At 65.0% G+C, this 17,304-nt stretch carries 16 protein-coding genes; 14 read left to right on the top strand and 2 right to left on the bottom strand.

Annotated features, from left to right (window positions below):
* Positions 1–230: 230 nt before the first annotated feature.
* From IEX41_RS16250 to IEX41_RS16200, 11 genes are all read left to right on the top strand, one after another.
* Positions 231–1,106: an RNA polymerase factor sigma-32 gene (locus IEX41_RS16250; RefSeq protein WP_188791326.1), complete on the top strand. Its 876-nt coding sequence runs from the start codon at positions 231–233 to the stop codon at positions 1,104–1,106.
* A complete protein-coding gene (locus tag IEX41_RS16245; protein WP_188791325.1) occupies positions 1,103–1,963 on the top strand; it encodes a ChaN family lipoprotein in 861 nt (286 codons plus the stop codon). Before IEX41_RS16250 ends, IEX41_RS16245 begins: the two co-directional genes overlap by 4 nt.
* A 45-nt stretch (positions 1,964–2,008) precedes the next feature.
* Positions 2,009–3,208, top strand: a complete 1,200-nt coding sequence (gene coaBC, locus IEX41_RS16240; RefSeq protein ID WP_188791324.1) for a bifunctional phosphopantothenoylcysteine decarboxylase/phosphopantothenate--cysteine ligase CoaBC — start codon at positions 2,009–2,011, stop codon at positions 3,206–3,208.
* 83 nt (positions 3,209–3,291) lie between these two features.
* Positions 3,292–3,708: a dUTP diphosphatase gene (dut, locus tag IEX41_RS16235; protein WP_188791524.1), complete on the top strand. Its 417-nt coding sequence runs from the start codon at positions 3,292–3,294 to the stop codon at positions 3,706–3,708.
* Positions 3,708–4,751 carry a HesA/MoeB/ThiF family protein gene (locus IEX41_RS16230; RefSeq protein WP_188791323.1) on the top strand — a complete coding sequence of 348 codons (1,044 nt, stop codon included), beginning with the start codon at positions 3,708–3,710 and terminating at the stop codon, positions 4,749–4,751. The genes dut and IEX41_RS16230 overlap by 1 nt, the downstream gene beginning before the upstream one ends.
* 74 nt (positions 4,752–4,825) lie before the next feature.
* Positions 4,826–5,623, top strand: a complete 798-nt coding sequence (locus IEX41_RS16225; RefSeq protein WP_188791322.1) for a S49 family peptidase — start codon at positions 4,826–4,828, stop codon at positions 5,621–5,623.
* Between the two features lies 1 nt (position 5,624).
* Positions 5,625–5,792, top strand: a complete 168-nt coding sequence (locus IEX41_RS16220; protein ID WP_188791321.1) for a hypothetical protein — start codon at positions 5,625–5,627, stop codon at positions 5,790–5,792.
* A 2-nt stretch (positions 5,793–5,794) separates the two neighbouring features.
* Positions 5,795–6,745, top strand: a complete 951-nt coding sequence (locus IEX41_RS16215) for a calcium/sodium antiporter (protein WP_188791320.1) — start codon at positions 5,795–5,797, stop codon at positions 6,743–6,745.
* 13 nt (positions 6,746–6,758) lie between these two features.
* Positions 6,759–7,550 (top strand): SDR family oxidoreductase, encoded by a 792-nt coding sequence (locus IEX41_RS16210; protein ID WP_188791319.1) that lies wholly within the window; start codon positions 6,759–6,761, stop codon positions 7,548–7,550.
* A gap of 309 nt (positions 7,551–7,859) precedes the next feature.
* Positions 7,860–9,761, top strand: a complete 1,902-nt coding sequence (uvrC, locus tag IEX41_RS16205) for an excinuclease ABC subunit UvrC (protein WP_188791318.1) — start codon at positions 7,860–7,862, stop codon at positions 9,759–9,761.
* A gap of 65 nt (positions 9,762–9,826) precedes the next feature.
* On the top strand, positions 9,827–11,851 hold the full coding sequence (locus tag IEX41_RS16200; protein ID WP_188791317.1) for a M3 family metallopeptidase: 2,025 nt from the start codon (positions 9,827–9,829) through the stop codon (positions 11,849–11,851).
* Positions 11,852–12,192: 341 nt separating this feature from the next.
* On the opposite strand, the gene IEX41_RS16195 is transcribed toward IEX41_RS16200, so the two are convergent.
* Positions 12,193–13,191, bottom strand: coding sequence for a TraB/GumN family protein (locus tag IEX41_RS16195; protein ID WP_188791316.1), 999 nt, complete (start codon positions 13,189–13,191; stop codon positions 12,193–12,195).
* An 84-nt stretch (positions 13,192–13,275) separates the two neighbouring features.
* On the opposite strand from IEX41_RS16195, the gene IEX41_RS16190 reads away from it, so the two are divergent.
* Positions 13,276–13,941 (top strand): DUF2161 domain-containing phosphodiesterase, encoded by a 666-nt coding sequence (locus IEX41_RS16190; protein WP_188791315.1) that lies wholly within the window; start codon positions 13,276–13,278, stop codon positions 13,939–13,941.
* A gap of 15 nt (positions 13,942–13,956) precedes the next feature.
* Here the strand turns inward: IEX41_RS16190 and IEX41_RS16185 are convergent, their stop codons facing one another.
* The gene (locus tag IEX41_RS16185; RefSeq protein WP_188791314.1) at positions 13,957–14,901 is read right to left on the bottom strand and encodes a DMT family transporter; all 945 of its coding nucleotides are present in this window, start codon (positions 14,899–14,901) and stop codon (positions 13,957–13,959) included.
* A gap of 333 nt (positions 14,902–15,234) precedes the next feature.
* On the opposite strand from IEX41_RS16185, the gene groES reads away from it, so the two are divergent.
* Together groES and groL are read left to right on the top strand one after the other, a co-directional pair.
* The gene (gene groES, locus IEX41_RS16180; RefSeq protein ID WP_188791313.1) at positions 15,235–15,528 is read left to right on the top strand and encodes a co-chaperone GroES; all 294 of its coding nucleotides are present in this window, start codon (positions 15,235–15,237) and stop codon (positions 15,526–15,528) included.
* A 49-nt stretch (positions 15,529–15,577) separates the two neighbouring features.
* Complete coding sequence (gene groL, locus IEX41_RS16175; RefSeq protein ID WP_188791312.1) at positions 15,578–17,224, top strand: chaperonin GroEL; 1,647 nt, start codon at positions 15,578–15,580, stop codon at positions 17,222–17,224.
* Positions 17,225–17,304: the final 80 nt, after the last annotated feature.

Below are 17,304 nucleotides of genomic sequence, written 5' to 3'. Positions count from 1 at the left end.
GGCGCAGGAATTGCAGTCAGGCGGGAACCGGCCGACGGTTTTGTCGTCTCTCGGAAATATCACGAGAGCGTGATGGCATTTGCAGGGGCTGATCGAGAAAAATCGCTCAGCTGGAGGAAACCAATTTGGAGGTCGCTGCGTTAAAGGTCGTATAAATTCGCCTGCGAGACGGGAAAGCACCAGTCCGCCGATGATTGCGCGAACGATGGAATGACGGGGAGTCACATTCAATGTCCGAGTTTTTCAACGACCAGACCCTTTCCCGCAAGGCAATGAAGGCAGAGCTGCTCGACGCCGAAACAGAACTGCGGCTGGCTTACGCGTGGCGCGACAATCGTGACGAGGCTGCGCTGCACCGGCTCATCAATGCTTATATGCGTCTAGCTATTTCGATGGCGGCAAAGTTCAAGCGCTATGGTGCCCCGATGGGCGATTTGATCCAAGAGGCTGGTCTTGGCCTGATGAAGGCCGCTGACAAGTTCGATCCGGATCGCGGCGTGCGCTTTTCCACCTACGCAGTTTGGTGGATCAAGGCGAGCATCCAGGATTACGTGATGCGCAACTGGTCCATGGTGCGCACTGGCTCGACCTCTTCTCAAAAGTCGCTGTTCTTCAACATGCGCCGGGTTCAGGCCCGGCTTGAACGCGAAGCGTCCGCAGAGGGCAAGACGCTGGAGCGCCACGTTCTGCACGCGGCCATCGCGCAGGAGATCGGTGTTCCGCTGCACGATGTGCAGATGATGGAAGGTCGCCTGTCTGGGTCCGACTTTTCGCTCAATGCCACCCAGTCCAGTGACGAAGATGGCCGCGAATGGATCGACACGCTCGAGGACGAGGGTGAGGCCGGATCGCTTCTGGTTGAGGGCAAGCTCGACAACGCTCAGCTGCGCCAGTGGCTGGTTACGGCTCTGTCGGGGCTGAACGACCGCGAACGCTTCATCGTGCGCGAGCGCAAGCTGCGGGACGAAAGCCGGACACTGGAAAGCCTCGGGCAAGAGCTTGGCCTCTCCAAGGAACGCGTGCGTCAGCTCGAGGCGGCGGCGTTTCAGAAGATGCGCAAGTCGCTTGAAACGCAGTCGCGCGAGGTGGCACACTTCCTCGCATGATGCGCATCTCTTTGCTTGTTGCCCCGCTGATCGCGCTGGGCCTGATCGCTCCCGCTGCCGTGGCCCAGACCGCGCAGGGGAGCGTTTCTCTTGAGGACCTGCCGGAAACGGACGTCGTCTTCCTTGGTGAAATCCACGACAACCCAAGCCACCACAGCCGGCAGGCCGAACTGATGGCGCAGATCGCCCCGGTGGCGGTGGTCTACGAGATGCTGACCACGGATCAGGCGGCGCAGATCCACCCCGAGGACTTGGCGCATGAGACGGCGCTGGCCGAGCTACTTGATTGGGAAAATTCCGGTTGGCCGGATTTCTCGATGTACTACCCGCTATTCGAAGCCTCAGGCGCGGCGGCGATCTTTGGCGCTGCCCTGCCACGGGAAGAAGCGCGCGCGGTGGATGGCCGCCCGGTGGATGAGGTCTTCGGGCCCAGTGCCGGCTTCTACGGTCTTGACGAGCCGCTCCCCGTGGACATGCAGCCCGAACGGCAGGAGATGCAGGCGGCGGCCCACTGCGGCGCGCTGCCGGATGACATGCTGCCGGTCATGGTCGACATCCAGCGCCTGCGTGACGGACGACTGGCCGAAACTGCGCTCGAGGCGTTTTCCATGCATGGCGGGCCAGTGGTGGTCATCACCGGAAACGGTCACGCTCGCACCGACTGGGGGGCTCCCGCACTGATCGCCATGGCTTCGCCCGAGGTGAGCGTGGCTTCGCTTGGCCAGGGCGAAGAGGGTAGCGATGGCCCGGATGGCAGCTTCGATCTGGTCGAGAAAAGCCCCGGCGTGGAGCGCGATGATCCCTGGCGGCCTTCGACGAACCCGAGGCGAATTGAGTTTTTCCGTAACGCGGGGTAGCTCTTGGCCGGAGGTCGCGCGCTGCGCGGCAGAAAGGCGGGCGGTATGCTTTCGGGAAAACGGATCCTTCTGATCATCGGGGGCGGGATTGCCGCCTACAAGTCGCTCGAACTGATCCGCCGTCTGCGCGATCTCGGGGCGGTGGTGACGCCGGTGATGACGCCCTCGGCAGAGCAATTCGTGACGCCGCTTTCGGTGGCGGCTCTGGCCGGAGAGACGGTCCATCGCGAGCTGTTCGACCTGACCTCCGAGGCCGAGATGGGGCACATTCAGCTCAGCCGCGTGGCGGATCTGGTGCTGGTAGCCCCGGCGACGGCGGATCTGATGGCGAAGATGGTGCAGGGGCTGGCAGGGGATCTTGCCTCGACGCTGCTTCTGGCCACGGACACGCCGGTGATGATCGTACCCGCAATGAACGTGCGCATGTGGCAGCATCCGGCGACGCAGCGCAATCTGGCGCAGCTGCTGGCGGATGGCGTGCAGGTGGTCGGCCCGGACGAAGGTGCCATGGCCTGCGGCGAGTTCGGCCCGGGCCGCTTTGCCGAGGTGCCGGACGTGGTAGATGCCGTTAGGTCAGCGCTGACCGGCGGCCCGCTGGCGGGTCGGCGGGTTCTTGTCACTTCCGGGCCAACGCACGAGCCCATTGACCCCGTCCGCTACATCGCCAACCGATCCTCCGGCGCGCAGGGCACGGCGATCGCCGAGGCGCTTAGGGCGCTCGGGGCGGATGTGGTGTTCGTGACCGGCCCCGCCGAGGTGGCACGTCCCGAAGGCGTCGAAGTGATCGAGGTCGTGACTGCGACCCAGATGCGGGCTGCTGTCCTCGGCGCCTTGCCGGTGGACGCGGGCGTCTTTGCCGCGGCGGTGGCGGACTGGCGTGTGGCGAGCGCGTCGGACTCGAAGATCAAGAAGCAGAACGGGCAGCTGCCGGTGCTGGAATTTGCCGAGAACCCGGACATCCTTGCCGAGGTGTCGCGCCTGCCTGAGGGCCGTCCCGGCCTCGTGGTGGGCTTTGCCGCCGAGACCGACGATGTCGTCGCCCATGCCACGGCCAAGCGTGTTCGCAAGGGGTGCGACTGGATCGTCGCCAATGACGTAAGCCCTGCCACCGGGATCATGGGCGGATCCGAGAACGCGGTCGTGCTGATTTCCGAAAACGGGTCCGAGGCCTGGCCACGGATGGGCAAGCGCGAGGTGGCGCGGCGGCTGGCGCTGCGCATCGCCGCGGCGCTTGGCGCAGGCTGAAGGGGTCGGCATTTGCGTATTTTACAACAGAAGAAGGGGCTGGCGTGGTCACGATAGAGCTGCAGTGGGACGAGGGGGCGGATATGTCCTTGGGGCTTCCGGCCTATGCCACCGCCGGGGCGGCGGGGGCGGACCTGCGTGCGAACCTGCCGGATCGGGGTCGCGTGACGCTGGTGCCGGGCGAACGGGCGCTGGTGCCCACGGGGCTGCGGCTGGCCATTCCGGAGGGCTGGGAGGTGCAGATACGTCCCCGCTCCGGGCTTGCGCTCAAACATGGTATCACCCTGCCCAACAGTCCCGGGACCATCGACAGTGACTATCGCGGCCCGCTCGGGGTGATCGTGATGAATGCCGGCGCGGAAACTTTCGTGATCTCCCATGGCGACCGGATCGCCCAGATGGTGGTGGCGCCTGTGGTGCAGGCCGATTTCGCGGTGGTCGAGACGCTGTCGGACACGGTTCGGGGCAGCGGCGGCTTTGGCTCTACAGGGAGCGCCTGATGCTGCTCGTGTTGGTGCTTGGCGGGGTGCTCTGGGGTTTTGGCCGCTGGTTCGGTGCCTCGGCGCGGGCGCGCTGGTCCATGGTTCTGGCGCTGTACCTCGCGGTGCTTGTGGTTCAGCTGGTGCTGCCGGCCGGGCATCCCCTTCGCGAGGCCACCGGGGGAGGTGTTGCGCCTTGGTTGATGCTGGGCGGGGTGGCTGCCATTGCACTGGGCTATGCTGCGCTGGTGCGGCGGCTGAAAGCGCGGGCGCAGCCCGAGGCGGCCGCCGGGACCGAGACGTCCAAGGGGGCGATGTCCGGCGCAGAACTTGAACGCTATGCCCGCCACATCGTCCTGCGCGAGCTTGGCGGGCCCGGCCAGAAGGCGCTGCGCGAGGCGTCGGTGCTGGTGATCGGGGCAGGAGGACTTGGCGCGCCGGCATTGCAGTACCTTGCCGCAGCCGGCGTCGGGATGATCGGTGTCGTCGACGATGACGTGGTCGAGAACGCCAACCTGCAGCGGCAGGTGATCCACACCGACGGGCGTATCGGCATGCCCAAGGTGTTCTCAGCCCGCGAGGCGATGATCGCTCAGAACCCGCATGTGGAGGTGCGCCCCTATCACCGGCGGCTAGATGCGCAGACCGCTATGGCGCTCTTCGCCGAATATGACGTCATCCTCGACGGCACCGATAATTTTGACACCCGCTACCTTGTGAACGATGCTGCGGTCGCTGCGGGCAAGCCGTTGATATCCGGGGCGCTCAGTCAATGGGAAGGGCAGCTTTCTGTGTTCGACCCAGCCCGAGGCGCGCCCTGCTATGCCTGTGTCTTTCCAAAGGCGCCTGCCGCCGGGCTGGCGCCGTCCTGCGCCGAGGCGGGGGTGCTTGGGCCGCTGCCGGGCGTTGTCGGGGCGATGATGGCCGTGGAGGCGGTGAAACTCATCGCCGGGGCTGGGCGACCTCTGCGGGGCGAGATGATGATCTATGACGCGCTCTGGGGAGAGACTCGTAAGATCGCGCTGAAGCGTAATCCGGGCTGCGCGGTCTGTGGCGAGGCGTGACGCGGCGCACGCGGCGCAAGCTTCTTTGCCGGGCTGCCTTGTCTCCGGTCGGGGGCGTCTCTACATGCCATCTCATGAAACGCCGGATCCCGTTCCTCAAATCGAAGCCCACCGTGGCTGTCGTGCGCCTGCAGGGCGCCATTGGTGTCGGGGGCCGCACGGCGCTCTCCGACCAGTCCCTGAGACCGCTGCTCGAGCGGGCCTTCCGCAAGGGCAAGCCCGTGGCGGTGGCGCTGGAGCTGAATTCGCCCGGCGGATCGCCGGTGCAGAGCTCGCTCATCGCGGCGCGCATCCGGCGGCTGTCCGAGGAAACCGGCGTGCCGGTGCTGGCCTTCTGCGAGGACGTGGCCGCATCGGGCGGCTACTGGATTGCCACCGCAGCGGATGAGATCTTTGTCGATCAAAGCTCTATCGTTGGCTCGATCGGGGTGATCTCGGCCGGGTTCGGGGCACATGAATTCCTGGATAGGCAGGGGTTCGAGCGGCGGGTGCATACCGCCGGAACCTCCAAGAGCATGCTCGACCCGTTCCGCCCCGAGAAAGCCGAGGACGTGGCGCGGCTTGAACGCCTTCTTGGCCAGCTGCACGAGACCTTCATCGCGCAGGTGAAGGGGCGTCGCGGGGCGAAGCTGAAGAATGATCCCGAGCTATTCACCGGCGAGGTCTGGATCGGCCAGCCGGCGATTGATGTCGGGCTGGCGGATGGCATCGGCCATCTCGTGCCCGTCCTCAAGGCCCGCTTCGGTGACAAGGTCCGCTTCCGCCGTCACGAGCAGAAACGCCGGCTTTTCCCGAAGCTTGGCATCTCCCTTGCGCAGGATGCGCTCGACGTGATCGAGCAGCGAAGCGCCTGGGCCCGGTTCGGACTCTGACGTGCTTGCCAAGATTGTCGCGATATTCCTCGTAGTGATTGGCCTGCTGGGCATCTTCGGAAAGCTCCGGATGCCGGGCAAGGCGCAACTGACCAACAAGAAATGCCCGCGCTGCGGCCGCTACCGGATCGGTCGTGGCCCCTGTGGCTGCGGCAAGGAGAATAGCTGACCATGGTGTTTGTCTACGCGGCCCTCGGCCTGGTGATCCTGCTTCTGGCAGGAGATGCGCTGGTCAAGGGGGCGGTGAACCTGTCGTTGCGTGTCGGGATTCCGGCGCTCATCGTCAGTCTCACCATCGTGGCCTTCGGCACCTCGGCGCCCGAGCTGCTGATCTCGATCCAGGCGGCGATGCGGGACGTGCCCGGCATCGCGCTCGGCAACGTCGTGGGGTCCAACACCGCCAACGTGCTGCTGGTGCTTGGCATCCCTGCGCTGATCGCGGTCATGCACACGGCCGAACACGACACCCGCAAAAGCTATTGGATCATGCTGGGCAGCACGGTGCTGTTCATAGCACTGGCGCTTCGGGGCGTGTTCGACTGGATTGCGGGCCTCGTGCTTCTGGGGGTGCTGGCTGTGATCTTGCTGGATTCCACCCGCGATGCGCTGCGTCACCGCAGCAACGGCAAGGCCGCCGCCATCGACGAGGAAGAACCCGAGGGCGCCGACCCGGACATGCCGTGGTGGAAGATCATCCTGTTCCTCGTGCTGGGCCTCGTGGGGCTGCCGCTGGGGGCAGACCTGCTGGTGGACAGCGCCACGGTCATCGCCGAGATGTTTGGCGTGCCTGACACGGTGATCGGCCTCACGCTTGTGGCGCTTGGCACATCGCTGCCCGAGCTTGCGACCACGGTGATGGCCGCCATCCGCCGGCAGGCGGACGTGGCGCTTGGCAACGTCATCGGCTCGAACATGTTCAACCTGCTGGCCATCATCGGCATCGCCGCGCTGATCAAGCCGCTGCCCGTCGACCCCGAGCTGCTGAAGTTCGACATTTGGGTGATGCTGGCCGCGTCTTTGCTGCTCATCCCCTTCGTGCTGCTCAAGCAGAACATCGGGCGGGTCTGGGGCGTGGTCTTGTCGGCGCTTTACGTGGGCTATGTTACGCTCGTTATCATCTGACGGGAGAGAGTAAATGACCGAAACGGTGAAGCGCGCGCTGGTCACCGGGGCGGGGAAGCGGCTGGGCCGTGCCATGGCGCTGGACCTTGCGGCGCTGGGGTACGACGTGGTGGTGCATTACGCCAGTTCCGCCGACGCGGCCGACGAAGTGGTGCAGCAGATCCGCGCCAAGGGCCGCAAGGCCGCCGCGGTGCAGGCGGATCTGCTGGACGAGGCACAGGCGCAGGCGCTGGTGCCAAGGGCCGCCGAGGCGCTTGGCGGACCTCTCACGGTGCTGATCAACAATGCCTCGATCTTCGAGCATGACGACATCGGCACCGCGACCCGTGACGGCTGGGACCGGCATTTCGGATCAAACCTGCGGGCGCCCTTCGTGCTGATCCAGTCGCTCGCCGCACAGGTGCCGGAGCCTGTAGCGGATGCGCGTGGAGAGCCGCTGGCGCAGGGGCTCGTGGTCAACATGATCGACCAGCGGGTGCGCAAGCTGACGCCTGAATTCATGACGTACACGCTGGCGAAATCGGCCCTGTGGACACTGACGCAGACCGCCGCAATGGCCCTTGCACCCAAGGTGCGGGTCAACGCCATCGGCCCCGGCCCGACGCTTCAGGGCGGGCGGCAGGACGGCGACGCCTTTGCCCGGCAAAGGGCGGCGACGGTGTTGTCGCGCGGGTCGAACCCCGAGGACATCACCGGCGCCCTGCGCTATTTCCTGTCGGCTCCGTCGGTCTCGGGGCAGCTTCTGTGCACGGACGGCGGCCAGCACCTTGCGTGGGAAACACCGGACGTTGTCGGGGTGGAGTGATGCATACCAGCAGAAGTTTTGCACCGGCTCCTGTTCCGTTAAGGAAAGTTTACAAAAACGTCGTGTCCTCAAGGGTTTGTGGGGTCGTTTTAAAATCTTTGCAGATATATCAATGGGTTACAAAACTGCCTACTAATTGGGCGCATTAATGAAACCGCCGTGATACAAGGGAAAATTGGAGTTGCCCGGAATTTGCCCCCGTAGTTATCCACAGGATCGGTGGAAACATCTGTTCTTGATCTCCACGGTCCGGCATTGCAGCGCCACCTTCAGAATCACACGCCCGTGAGCGATTGAGCACGAACGATCATGACCGACGCCACATCTTCCGAAACCAGCCCCGAAACGCCCGTCGACCCAGAGGGCGGCCCCCGTGGTCACGAGGTAATCCATGGCTACCTGCGGCTGCTCGATTCCAGCCCGGGGGTGTATCGCATGCTCGATGGGCAGAGCCGGGTGCTTTACGTGGGCAAGGCGCGCAATCTCAAGGCGCGGGTGTCGAGTTATGCGCGGCCCACAGGGCATTCGCGGCGCATCGCGCGGATGATCTCGGAAACCGCGTCGATGATGTTCCTGACCACGCGCACGGAAACCGAGGCGCTGCTGCTGGAACAGAACCTCATCAAGCAGCTCAAGCCCAAGTTCAACGTGCTGCTGCGGGACGACAAATCCTTCCCGAATATCCAGGTCACGACCCAGCACGACTATCCGCAGATCCGCAAACACCGCGGCGCCAAGACCGAGAAGGCGGCCTACTACGGCCCCTTCGCCAGCGCCGGCGCGGTGAACCGGACGCTGAACCAGCTGCAGAAGGTCTTTCTTCTACGTAACTGCACCGACAGCCAGTTCGAGGGACGCACGCGGCCCTGCCTGCTGTACCAGATCAAGCGCTGCAGCGCGCCTTGCGTCGGCTACATCTCCGAAGACGATTACGCCGCCAGCGTGCGCGACGCGCAACGCTTCCTGTCGGGCAAATCCACCAACGTGCAGGCAGCGCTGGCGCAGCAGATGCAGCAGGCGTCGGAGGAGATGGAATTCGAGAAGGCCGCAGCCCTGCGCGACCGCATCCGCGCGCTGACGCAGGTGCAGACCGTGCAGGGGATCAACCCGCAGGGCGTGGCCGAGGCGGACATCGTGGCGCTTCACATGGAACATGGGCAGGCCTGCGTTCAGGTCTTCTTCATCCGGGCCAACCAGAACTGGGGCAACAAGGACTATTACCCCCGCGTCGGTGACGACGTGGACGAGGCCGAGGTGCTCGAGGCATTCCTCGGGCAGTTCTACGACACCAAGGATCCCGCCCGCCTGATCCTGCTGAGCCACGAGATCGAGAACCCCGACCTCATGTCCGAGGCGCTGTCGGGCAAGATCGACCGCAAGGTCGAACTGGCGGTTCCCAAGCGCGGCGAGAAGGCCGAGCTGATCGAAGGTGCCGCCCGCAATGCCCGCGAAAGCCTTGCCCGGCGCATGTCCGAAACCGCGACGCAGGCCAAGCTGCTCAATGGCGTCGCCGAGGCGTTTGGCCTCGATGGCCCGCCGCAGCGGATCGAGGTCTACGACAACTCGCATATCATGGGCACCAACGCCGTGGGCGGGATGATCGTGGCGGGGCCGGAAGGCTTCATGAAGAACCAGTACCGCAAGTTCAACATCCGCGGTGATGAGCTGGTCCCCGGCGACGACTTCGGCATGATGAAAGAGGTGCTGGGCCGTCGCTTCACACGGCTTCTGAAAGATGATCCCGACCGGGAAAAAGGGCTCTGGCCTGACCTCCTGCTGATCGACGGCGGCGCGGGGCAGGTGTCGGCGGTGGCCGAGATCATGCGCGAATACGGTGTCGAGGACGTGCCCATGGTCGGGGTCGCCAAGGGTGTCGACCGCGACCACGGCAAGGAGGAATTCCACCGTGTCGGCACGCGGCCCTTCGCGCTGCGGCACAACGATCCGGTGCTCTACTTCATCCAGCGCCTGCGCGACGAGGCGCACCGCTTTGCCATCGGCACCCACCGCGCCAAGCGGGCGAAGAGCCAGATGGCCAACCCGCTGGACGAGGTGCCCGGCGTGGGCGCGTCCCGCAAGCGGGCGCTGCTGGCGCATTTCGGCTCTGCCAAGGCGGTCAGCCGCGCCAATCTTGCGGACCTCAAGGCGGTGGATGGGGTCTCCGAGGCGCTGGCCGAACGGATTTACGCGTTCTTTCACGAAAAGGGGTAGGGTGGGCGCATTGCGGCGCCGCGTGACAGGGCATAGCTTTCCGGCAAGACATCAGGAGGTCATCCATGACGAACCCGCTTCTTGCCGACTGGGACACGCCCTTCGGCCTCGCCCCGTTCGAGCGCATTTCCGACGACGACTTCGCCCCCGCCTTCGAGACGGCATTGGCCAGCCACCTGGCCGAGGTCGAGGCCATCGCGAACAACCCCGAGGCCCCGAGTTTCGCCAACACCATCGAGGCGATGGAGGGCGCGGGGAGAGATCTGGACAAGGTCTTGTCGGTGTTCTTCACCGTTGCGGGCTCTGACAGCAATGATGCGCGGCAGGCGCTCCAGCGTGACTTCTCGCCGAAGCTGTCGGCGCACAGCTCGAAGATTTCCGGCAACAAGGTGCTGTTCGCGCGCATCGACGCGCTCTGGCAGCAGCGCGAGCATCTGGGCCTTTCGGACGAGGAAGAGCGGGTGCTCTATCTCACCCACCGCGGTTTCGTACGCTCTGGCGCTGCGCTGACCGGGGCCGAGGCCGACCGCATGGCGGAGGTGAAATCCCGCCTGTCGGTGCTGGGGACCCAGTTCACCCAGAACCTGCTCAAGGACGAGGCAGGCTGGTTCATGCCCCTGTCCGAAGCCGACCTCGAGGGACTGCCCGAGTTCGCCGTGGACGCCGCCCGGTCGGCAGGCGAGGCACTGGGGCAGGACGGGCCGGTGGTGACGCTGTCGCGCTCTCTCATCACGCCGTTCCTTCAGTTCTCGCCCCGGCGCGACCTGCGCGAAAAGGCCTTTGCGGCATGGGGGTCGCGCGGCGCGAACGGCGGCGAGACTGACAACCGTGAGATTGCGGCCGAAGTGCTCAAGCTGCGCGAAGAGCGCGCGAAACTGCTCGGGTACGGGGATTTCGCGCAGTACAAGCTCGAGACCGAGATGGCGGGCACCCCGGACAAGGTGCGCGAGCTGCTGATGCAGGTCTGGACACCGGCCCGTGCGCAGGCGCTGCGCGACATGGACGAGATGGAAAAGATGCTGCGCGAGGATGGCATCAACGATGCCTTCCAGCCGTGGGACTGGCGCTACTACGCCGACAAGCGGCGGCGGCAACTGCACGATCTCGACGAGGCCGAGCTGAAGCCCTACCTCCAGCTCGACCGCATGATCGAGGCGGCCTTCACCTGCGCCAACCGTCTGTTTGGGCTCGAGTTCAAGCCGCTCGACCTGCCGCTTTACCATCCCGACTGCCGGGCATGGGAAGCAACCCGCAACGGCGAACACGTTGCGGTCTTCATCGGTGACTACTTCGCCCGCGCCTCCAAGCGTTCGGGCGCGTGGTGTTCAGCGATGCAGTCGCAGGCCAAGCGCCCGCGCGAAGAGCATCCCATCGTCATCAACGTCTGCAACTTCGCCAAGCCGCCCAAGGGCAAGCCGGCGCTGCTGTCCTATGACGATGCGCGCACGCTGTTCCACGAGTTCGGCCACGCGCTGCACCAGATGCTGTCGGACGTGGAGTTCGGCTCGGTCTCGGGCACGTCGGTGGCGCGCGATTTCGTCGAATTGCCCAGCCAGCTTTACGAGCATTGGCTCGAGGTGCCCTCGGTGCTCGAGGAATTCGCCACCCATGCGGAAACCGGCGAACCGATGCCCAAGGCGTTGCTAGACAAGGTGCTGGCGGCTGCGACCTTCGACATGGGCTTCCAGACGGTGGAATATGTCGCCTCGGCAATGGTGGACCTCGAGTTCCACAACGGACCGGCGCCTGCCGATCCCATGGCCCGCCAGTCCGAGATCCTTGCCGGGATGGGTATGCCGCAGGCCATCACCATGCGCCACGCGACCCCGCATTTTGCCCATGTCTTCGCGGGCGACGGCTACAGCTCTGGGTACTACAGCTACATGTGGTCCGAGGTCATGGACGCAGACGCCTTCGCCGCTTTCGAGGAAGCGGGCAGTGCGTTCGATCCGCTGATGGCCGCCAAGCTCGAGGAATTCATCTTGTCGAAGGGCGGCAGCCAGGACGCGGAAGAGCTCTACAAGGCGTTCCGGGGGCGGATGCCTGGGGTCGAGGCGCTTCTGAAAGGCCGTGGCCTCATCGCCGCCTGAGTGGCGTCCCGTGTCATATCGCCCAAGACCGAAGGCCGCCCGCCATGGGGCGGCCTTTTGCTTGCGTGGTGGGGCGATCAACAATGGGCGCGGAACAGTTTGGTGACAGTGCACCGTATCAAGCCGGAACAAGTCGCGCCTGCGGCATCCTGGCCGTGGCGGGGTTCGAGATGGGGATCGGCACGGTTCCGGGGTCCTTATCGGGCCCCCGGTGCTGACCTTGGCGCGCGGCCGGCCCCGATCACTGCCTGGAAGAAAGCGAGCCCAGTGATGGGCCGGGCGCAGAGATGACCGGCGCGCGCGGGCGCAGACATGCCACGATCTGCCTTGGCTTCCGGGCGTCAGAACTCTTCGCGAGTGAGGGTCCAGCCCTCCTGTTCCAGCAGGTGCAAAACGCCATCCTGGCCCGGTAGATGCGCTGCGCCGAAGCCTGCGAGAAGTGGGCCTTCGGTTGCCTCAGCGGCCTCGAGCATCACCGGGATCCACGCCCGGTTGCGGGCGGTCAGCAGTGCCTCGTTGGTCTCGTCCATCAGGCGCTGCGCCTCCTCCTGCTCGTATTGTCCGCTGCGTTGCATGAGGATGCTGGCGAACTGCCACATCTCGCCGGGCTCTTCATCGAAATAGGCGGCGATGGTGGTGGCCAGACCGTCCTCACCGCCATCCTTCATCTGTGCCAGCGCGGCGATAAGGATCTCGACCTGGTCCTCGAGCGGCTCGGCATTGAAGATGTCGAAGGTGGTGTCCCACGGCTCGAGCGCTAAAACCGGCACATCGGCTTCGCTGGCCATGGCCTCGATCCGGGAATCGAGGCCGTTCTGCTCGGCCATTGCTGCCTGCATGCAGGGTGGCATGGACAAGATCATCGACAGATACCAGGGACGCATCTTGGCCGCCATCGGGGCGGGTAGGCCGCGTTCTGAAACGGCGGCGGCAAGCGCTTGCCAGTCATCCTCGGTCATGAGTTCGGGTAGGGTGTCGCCATCGAGCAGGATCAGCTCAGGCTGGCTGCCCATTGCTTTCATGAGCTGGTCGCGCCCCTCCGGCGACATCTCTAGCAGGACCGCACCGGCCTCCTCGACCAGCGGGCGCAGCCGCGCCGCCGGACCATCAAGGCGCGGATCGCTCAGGTGCATGGTGCCGACGATGTCGATCACTTCGCCGTCCTTGGTGGCGCGCCAGCGGTTGCCTGTTGCGTAGGGCATGCCATCGGTCATTGCCTCCAGCTGCGTGCGCTCTGCCGCGGTCAGCGTCTGGCGCAGGTCTTGCCCGCTGCATTGCGCCGCCGCCGCGCCGGCAAGGGGCACGAGGACAAGAAGGGCGCCAAGGGTTTGCCTGAACATGCGGTGTCTCCTCCGGGGGGATTGTCCTCAAGAGCTAGGCGAGGGGATGGACAGGCGCAACGGCCCCGGCCAAACATGCGCGCCATGAAGCGAGAAAGTGAACTCTATGCGCCGGTCAAGGCGCTGCTGGTGGCGCAGGGCTACGAGGTTAAGGGTGAGGTGGGGGCTGCCGATCTTGTGGCGGTGCGCGGCACTGAGGATCCTGTCATCGTCGAGCTGAAGCTGAAGATCGCCCTGTCGTTGTTCCATCAGGCGGTGGCGCGGCTGAGCGTGACCGATGCGGTCTATATCGCGGTGCCGAGGCCCTCGGGGCGCACGGCGCGAAGGGCCCTGCGCGACACGCTGGCGCTATGCCGCCGGCTGGGGCTCGGGTTCATCACAGTGAAGGAGGGCCGGGCAGAGGTGCACTGCGATCCCGGCCCCTACGCGCCGCGCCGGAACAAGGTTAAGCGGGCAAAGCTGCTTCGTGAATTCCAGCGCCTGCGCGGTGATCCCAACGACGGCGGTGCCACCCGGCACGGCATTGTCACCGGCTACCGGCAGGACGCGCTCCGCTGTGCCGTCCACCTCGCAGAACATGGGGCCAGCCGGGGGCGGGACGTTGCCGCCTCGACCGGGGTGACTGTTGCGACGCGGCTCATGGCTGACAACCATTACGGCTGGTTCGAACGGGTGCGCACCGGCGTCTACGACATCACACAGGCGGGCCGCGAAGGGCTGGTGCACTGGGGCGGGGCACCCGACGGCTGAGCCGCGGTGCCGGGGCTAGATCTCTTCGGCGCGGGCGGCATCGCGAGCGCGGCGGGCGGCGATGCGTTCGCGGCCCAGCGTATAGAGCCCCGACGCCACGATGATGACGCAACCCAGCAGGGTCCAGCCGTCGGGCAGATCGGAGAACAGGAAGAATCCGTAGGCGGTGCTCCATAGGATCATGGAGTATTGCATCGGGGCCACCACCACCGCCTGCGCCACATCAAGCGCACGGATGATGAGGATCTCGCCCGATGCCGCGCAAAGCGCCATTAGCGGTGCCACCATCCAGATCCACGGCTGCTGTGGCATCTGCCACAGGAAGGGCAGGGGGAGCGTCAGCAGCACCGTTGAGGTGATCGACGTATAGGCCACGGTGGTCGCGATGCTGTCCTCGCCCGACAGCATCCGTGACAGCACCTGCCGGGTGGCAAAGGCCATCGCCGCCACCACCACAAGGAAGATCGCCGGATGGAAGGTGCCCATGCCCGGCCTGATCACGATGAGCATGCCGACAAAGCCCACCGCCACCGCGGCCCAGCGGCGCAGGCCCACCGGCTCGCGCAGGAAGATCGCCCCGATCGCGGTGACAAAGAACGGCGCGATGAAGGTCACCGCCGTCGCATCCGCCAGCGGCACGTAGCCGACGCACAGCACGAACAGGCAGGCCGAGGTGGTCGCCAGCGCCCCGCGCAGCATCTGCAGGGGCGCGTGGCGGGTGCGCAGAACGGTCCGGCCGCGCATCGACAGCATCGCCATTACCCCGAGAAACAGCCCCAGCTGACGGCCCCACACCACCTGCAGTACCGGCAGTTGCTCGGCCAGCAGCTTGGCCATGGCGTCGGTCGCCCCGAAGAAGAAGAACCCCAAGGTAATGAGGATGATGCCCCGCATGTTGTCGGCGGCCGGGCGGCTGGGCACATGGCTCACCGGCACGGAGGAGGCTGGATGGATCGGCATGTCACGGAGCTTTCGCGAAGGTCTGGTATACCGGATCACGAATGCCATGGAGGTGCCACCCGCTTTTGCCTCGGCCCTCGCCTTTCGCCGCTATCGGCGAATTCCTGCACGGGTGGTTGGGATCGGCGGCACAGCCATTAGGTGCAGGTCATGCATCGCACGGAGGGGAGACGAGTGATGAAATTTCCGAACGCTGCGATGTTGACACGACTCAACGGCGTGCCTAGCTATGCGCCATTAGCACTCCATCGACGTGAGTGCTAACGGCCCGCCGGTCTTCCGGCGGGGCCGTCAACAGGAACAAACTTTGAGCTTAAGTCAGGAGACTCGAAGATGGCATTCAAACCGCTTCATGACCGCGTGCTGGTCCGCCGCGTCGAAAGTGACGAAAAGACCAAGGGTGGTCTGATCATCCCCGACAGCGCTAAGGAAAAGCCCGCCGAGGGCCTCGTGGTCGCATGCGGCGAAGGCGCCCGCAAGGACAACGGCGAGCTCATCGCTCTGGCCGTCAAGGAAGGCGACAAGGTTCTCTTCGGCAAGTGGTCCGGCACTGAAGTCACCATCGACGGTGAAGAGCTGCTGATCATGAAGGAATCGGACATCCTCGGCGTGACCGAGGCCGCGTAAGCGCGTCCCCCTTTTCCTACAAACCTAATTCAGATTCAGGAGAACGCACATGGCTGCTAAAGACGTGAAGTTCGACACCGACGCCCGCTCGCGCATGCTCAAGGGCGTGAACATCCTTGCGGATGCCGTCAAGGTGACCCTCGGCCCTAAAGGCCGCAACGTCGTGCTCGACAAATCCTTCGGCGCACCGCGCATCACCAAGGACGGTGTGTCCGTGGCGAAGGAAATCGAACTGGAAGACAAGTTCGAGAACATGGGCGCCCAGATGGTGAAGGAAGTCGCTTCCCGCACCAACGACGAAGCAGGCGACGGCACCACCACCGCCACCGTGCTGGCCCAGGCCATCGTCAAGGAAGGCATGAAGTCGGTTGCAGCGGGCATGAACCCGATGGACCTCAAGCGCGGCATCGACCTCGCGACCGCCAAGGTCGTCGAAGCGATCAAGGCGGCTGCCCGCCCCGTGAACGACAGCGGCGAAGTCGCTCAGGTCGGCACCATCTCGGCGAACGGTGAGTCGGAAATCGGCCAGCAGATCGCTGACGCGATGCAGAAGGTCGGCAACGAGGGTGTCATCACCGTCGAAGAGAACAAGGGCCTCGAGACCGAGACCGATGTCGTCGAAGGCATGCAGTTCGACCGCGGCTACCTGTCGCCGTACTTCGTGACCAACGCCGACAAGATGGTTGCAGAGCTCGATGACTGCATGATCCTGCTGCACGAGAAGAAGCTCTCGTCGCTGCAGCCGCTCGTCCCGCTGCTCGAGCAGGTGATCCAGTCGCAAAAGCCGCTGCTGATCATTGCCGAAGACGTTGAAGGCGAAGCGCTGGCGACCCTCGTGGTCAACAAGCTGCGCGGCGGCCTCAAGATCGCGGCCGTCAAGGCACCGGGCTTCGGCGACCGCCGCAAGGCCATGCTGCAGGACATCGCGATCCTGACCGGCGGCCAGGTGATCTCGGAAGATCTGGGCATGAAGCTCGAGTCCGTGACCATGGACATGCTCGGCACTGCCAAGACCGTGAACATCACCAAAGACGAGACCACCATCGTCGACGGCCACGGTGAGAAAGCAGAGATCGAAGCACGCGTTTCGCAGATCCGTACGCAGATCGAAGAAACCACCTCGGACTACGACCGTGAGAAGCTGCAGGAGCGTGTTGCCAAGCTCGCAGGCGGCGTTGCAGTCATCCGCGTAGGCGGCATGACCGAAGTCGAAGTGAAAGAGCGCAAGGACCGCGTCGATGACGCCCTGAACGCGACCCGCGCGGCCGTTCAGGAAGGCATCGTTGTCGGTGGCGGCGTTGCACTGGTGCAGGGTGCCAAGGCTCTTGACGGCCTCACCGGCGCCAACAGCGACCAGAACGCAGGCATCACCATCGTCCGCAAGGCGCTGGAAGCACCGCTGCGTCAGATCGCTCAGAACGCTGGCGTTGACGGCTCCGTCGTCGCAGGCAAGATCCGCGAAAGTGAAGATCTGAAGTTCGGCTACAACGCTCAGACCGACGAATATGGCGACATGTTCAAGTTCGGCGTCATCGACCCCGCCAAGGTGGTTCGCACCGCACTCGAGGACGCAGCCTCGATCGCAGGCCTGCTGATCACCACCGAAGCGATGGTTGCCGACAAACCCCAGAAAGAGGGCGCCGGTGGCGGTGCCCCCGACATGGGCGGCATGGGCGGCATGGGCGGCATGATGTAATCATGCCGGGGCGGCGATCTGCCGCCTAAGCCAAGCCAATTGCGCAAGGGCGTCCCTCGGGGCGCCCTTGTTGCGTTTCA

This window comes from Salipiger pallidus (genome assembly GCF_014643635.1).
GTDB classification, from domain to species: domain Bacteria; phylum Pseudomonadota; class Alphaproteobacteria; order Rhodobacterales; family Rhodobacteraceae; genus Salipiger; species Salipiger pallidus.
This window is presented reverse-complemented; position numbering and strand designations above follow the sequence as displayed.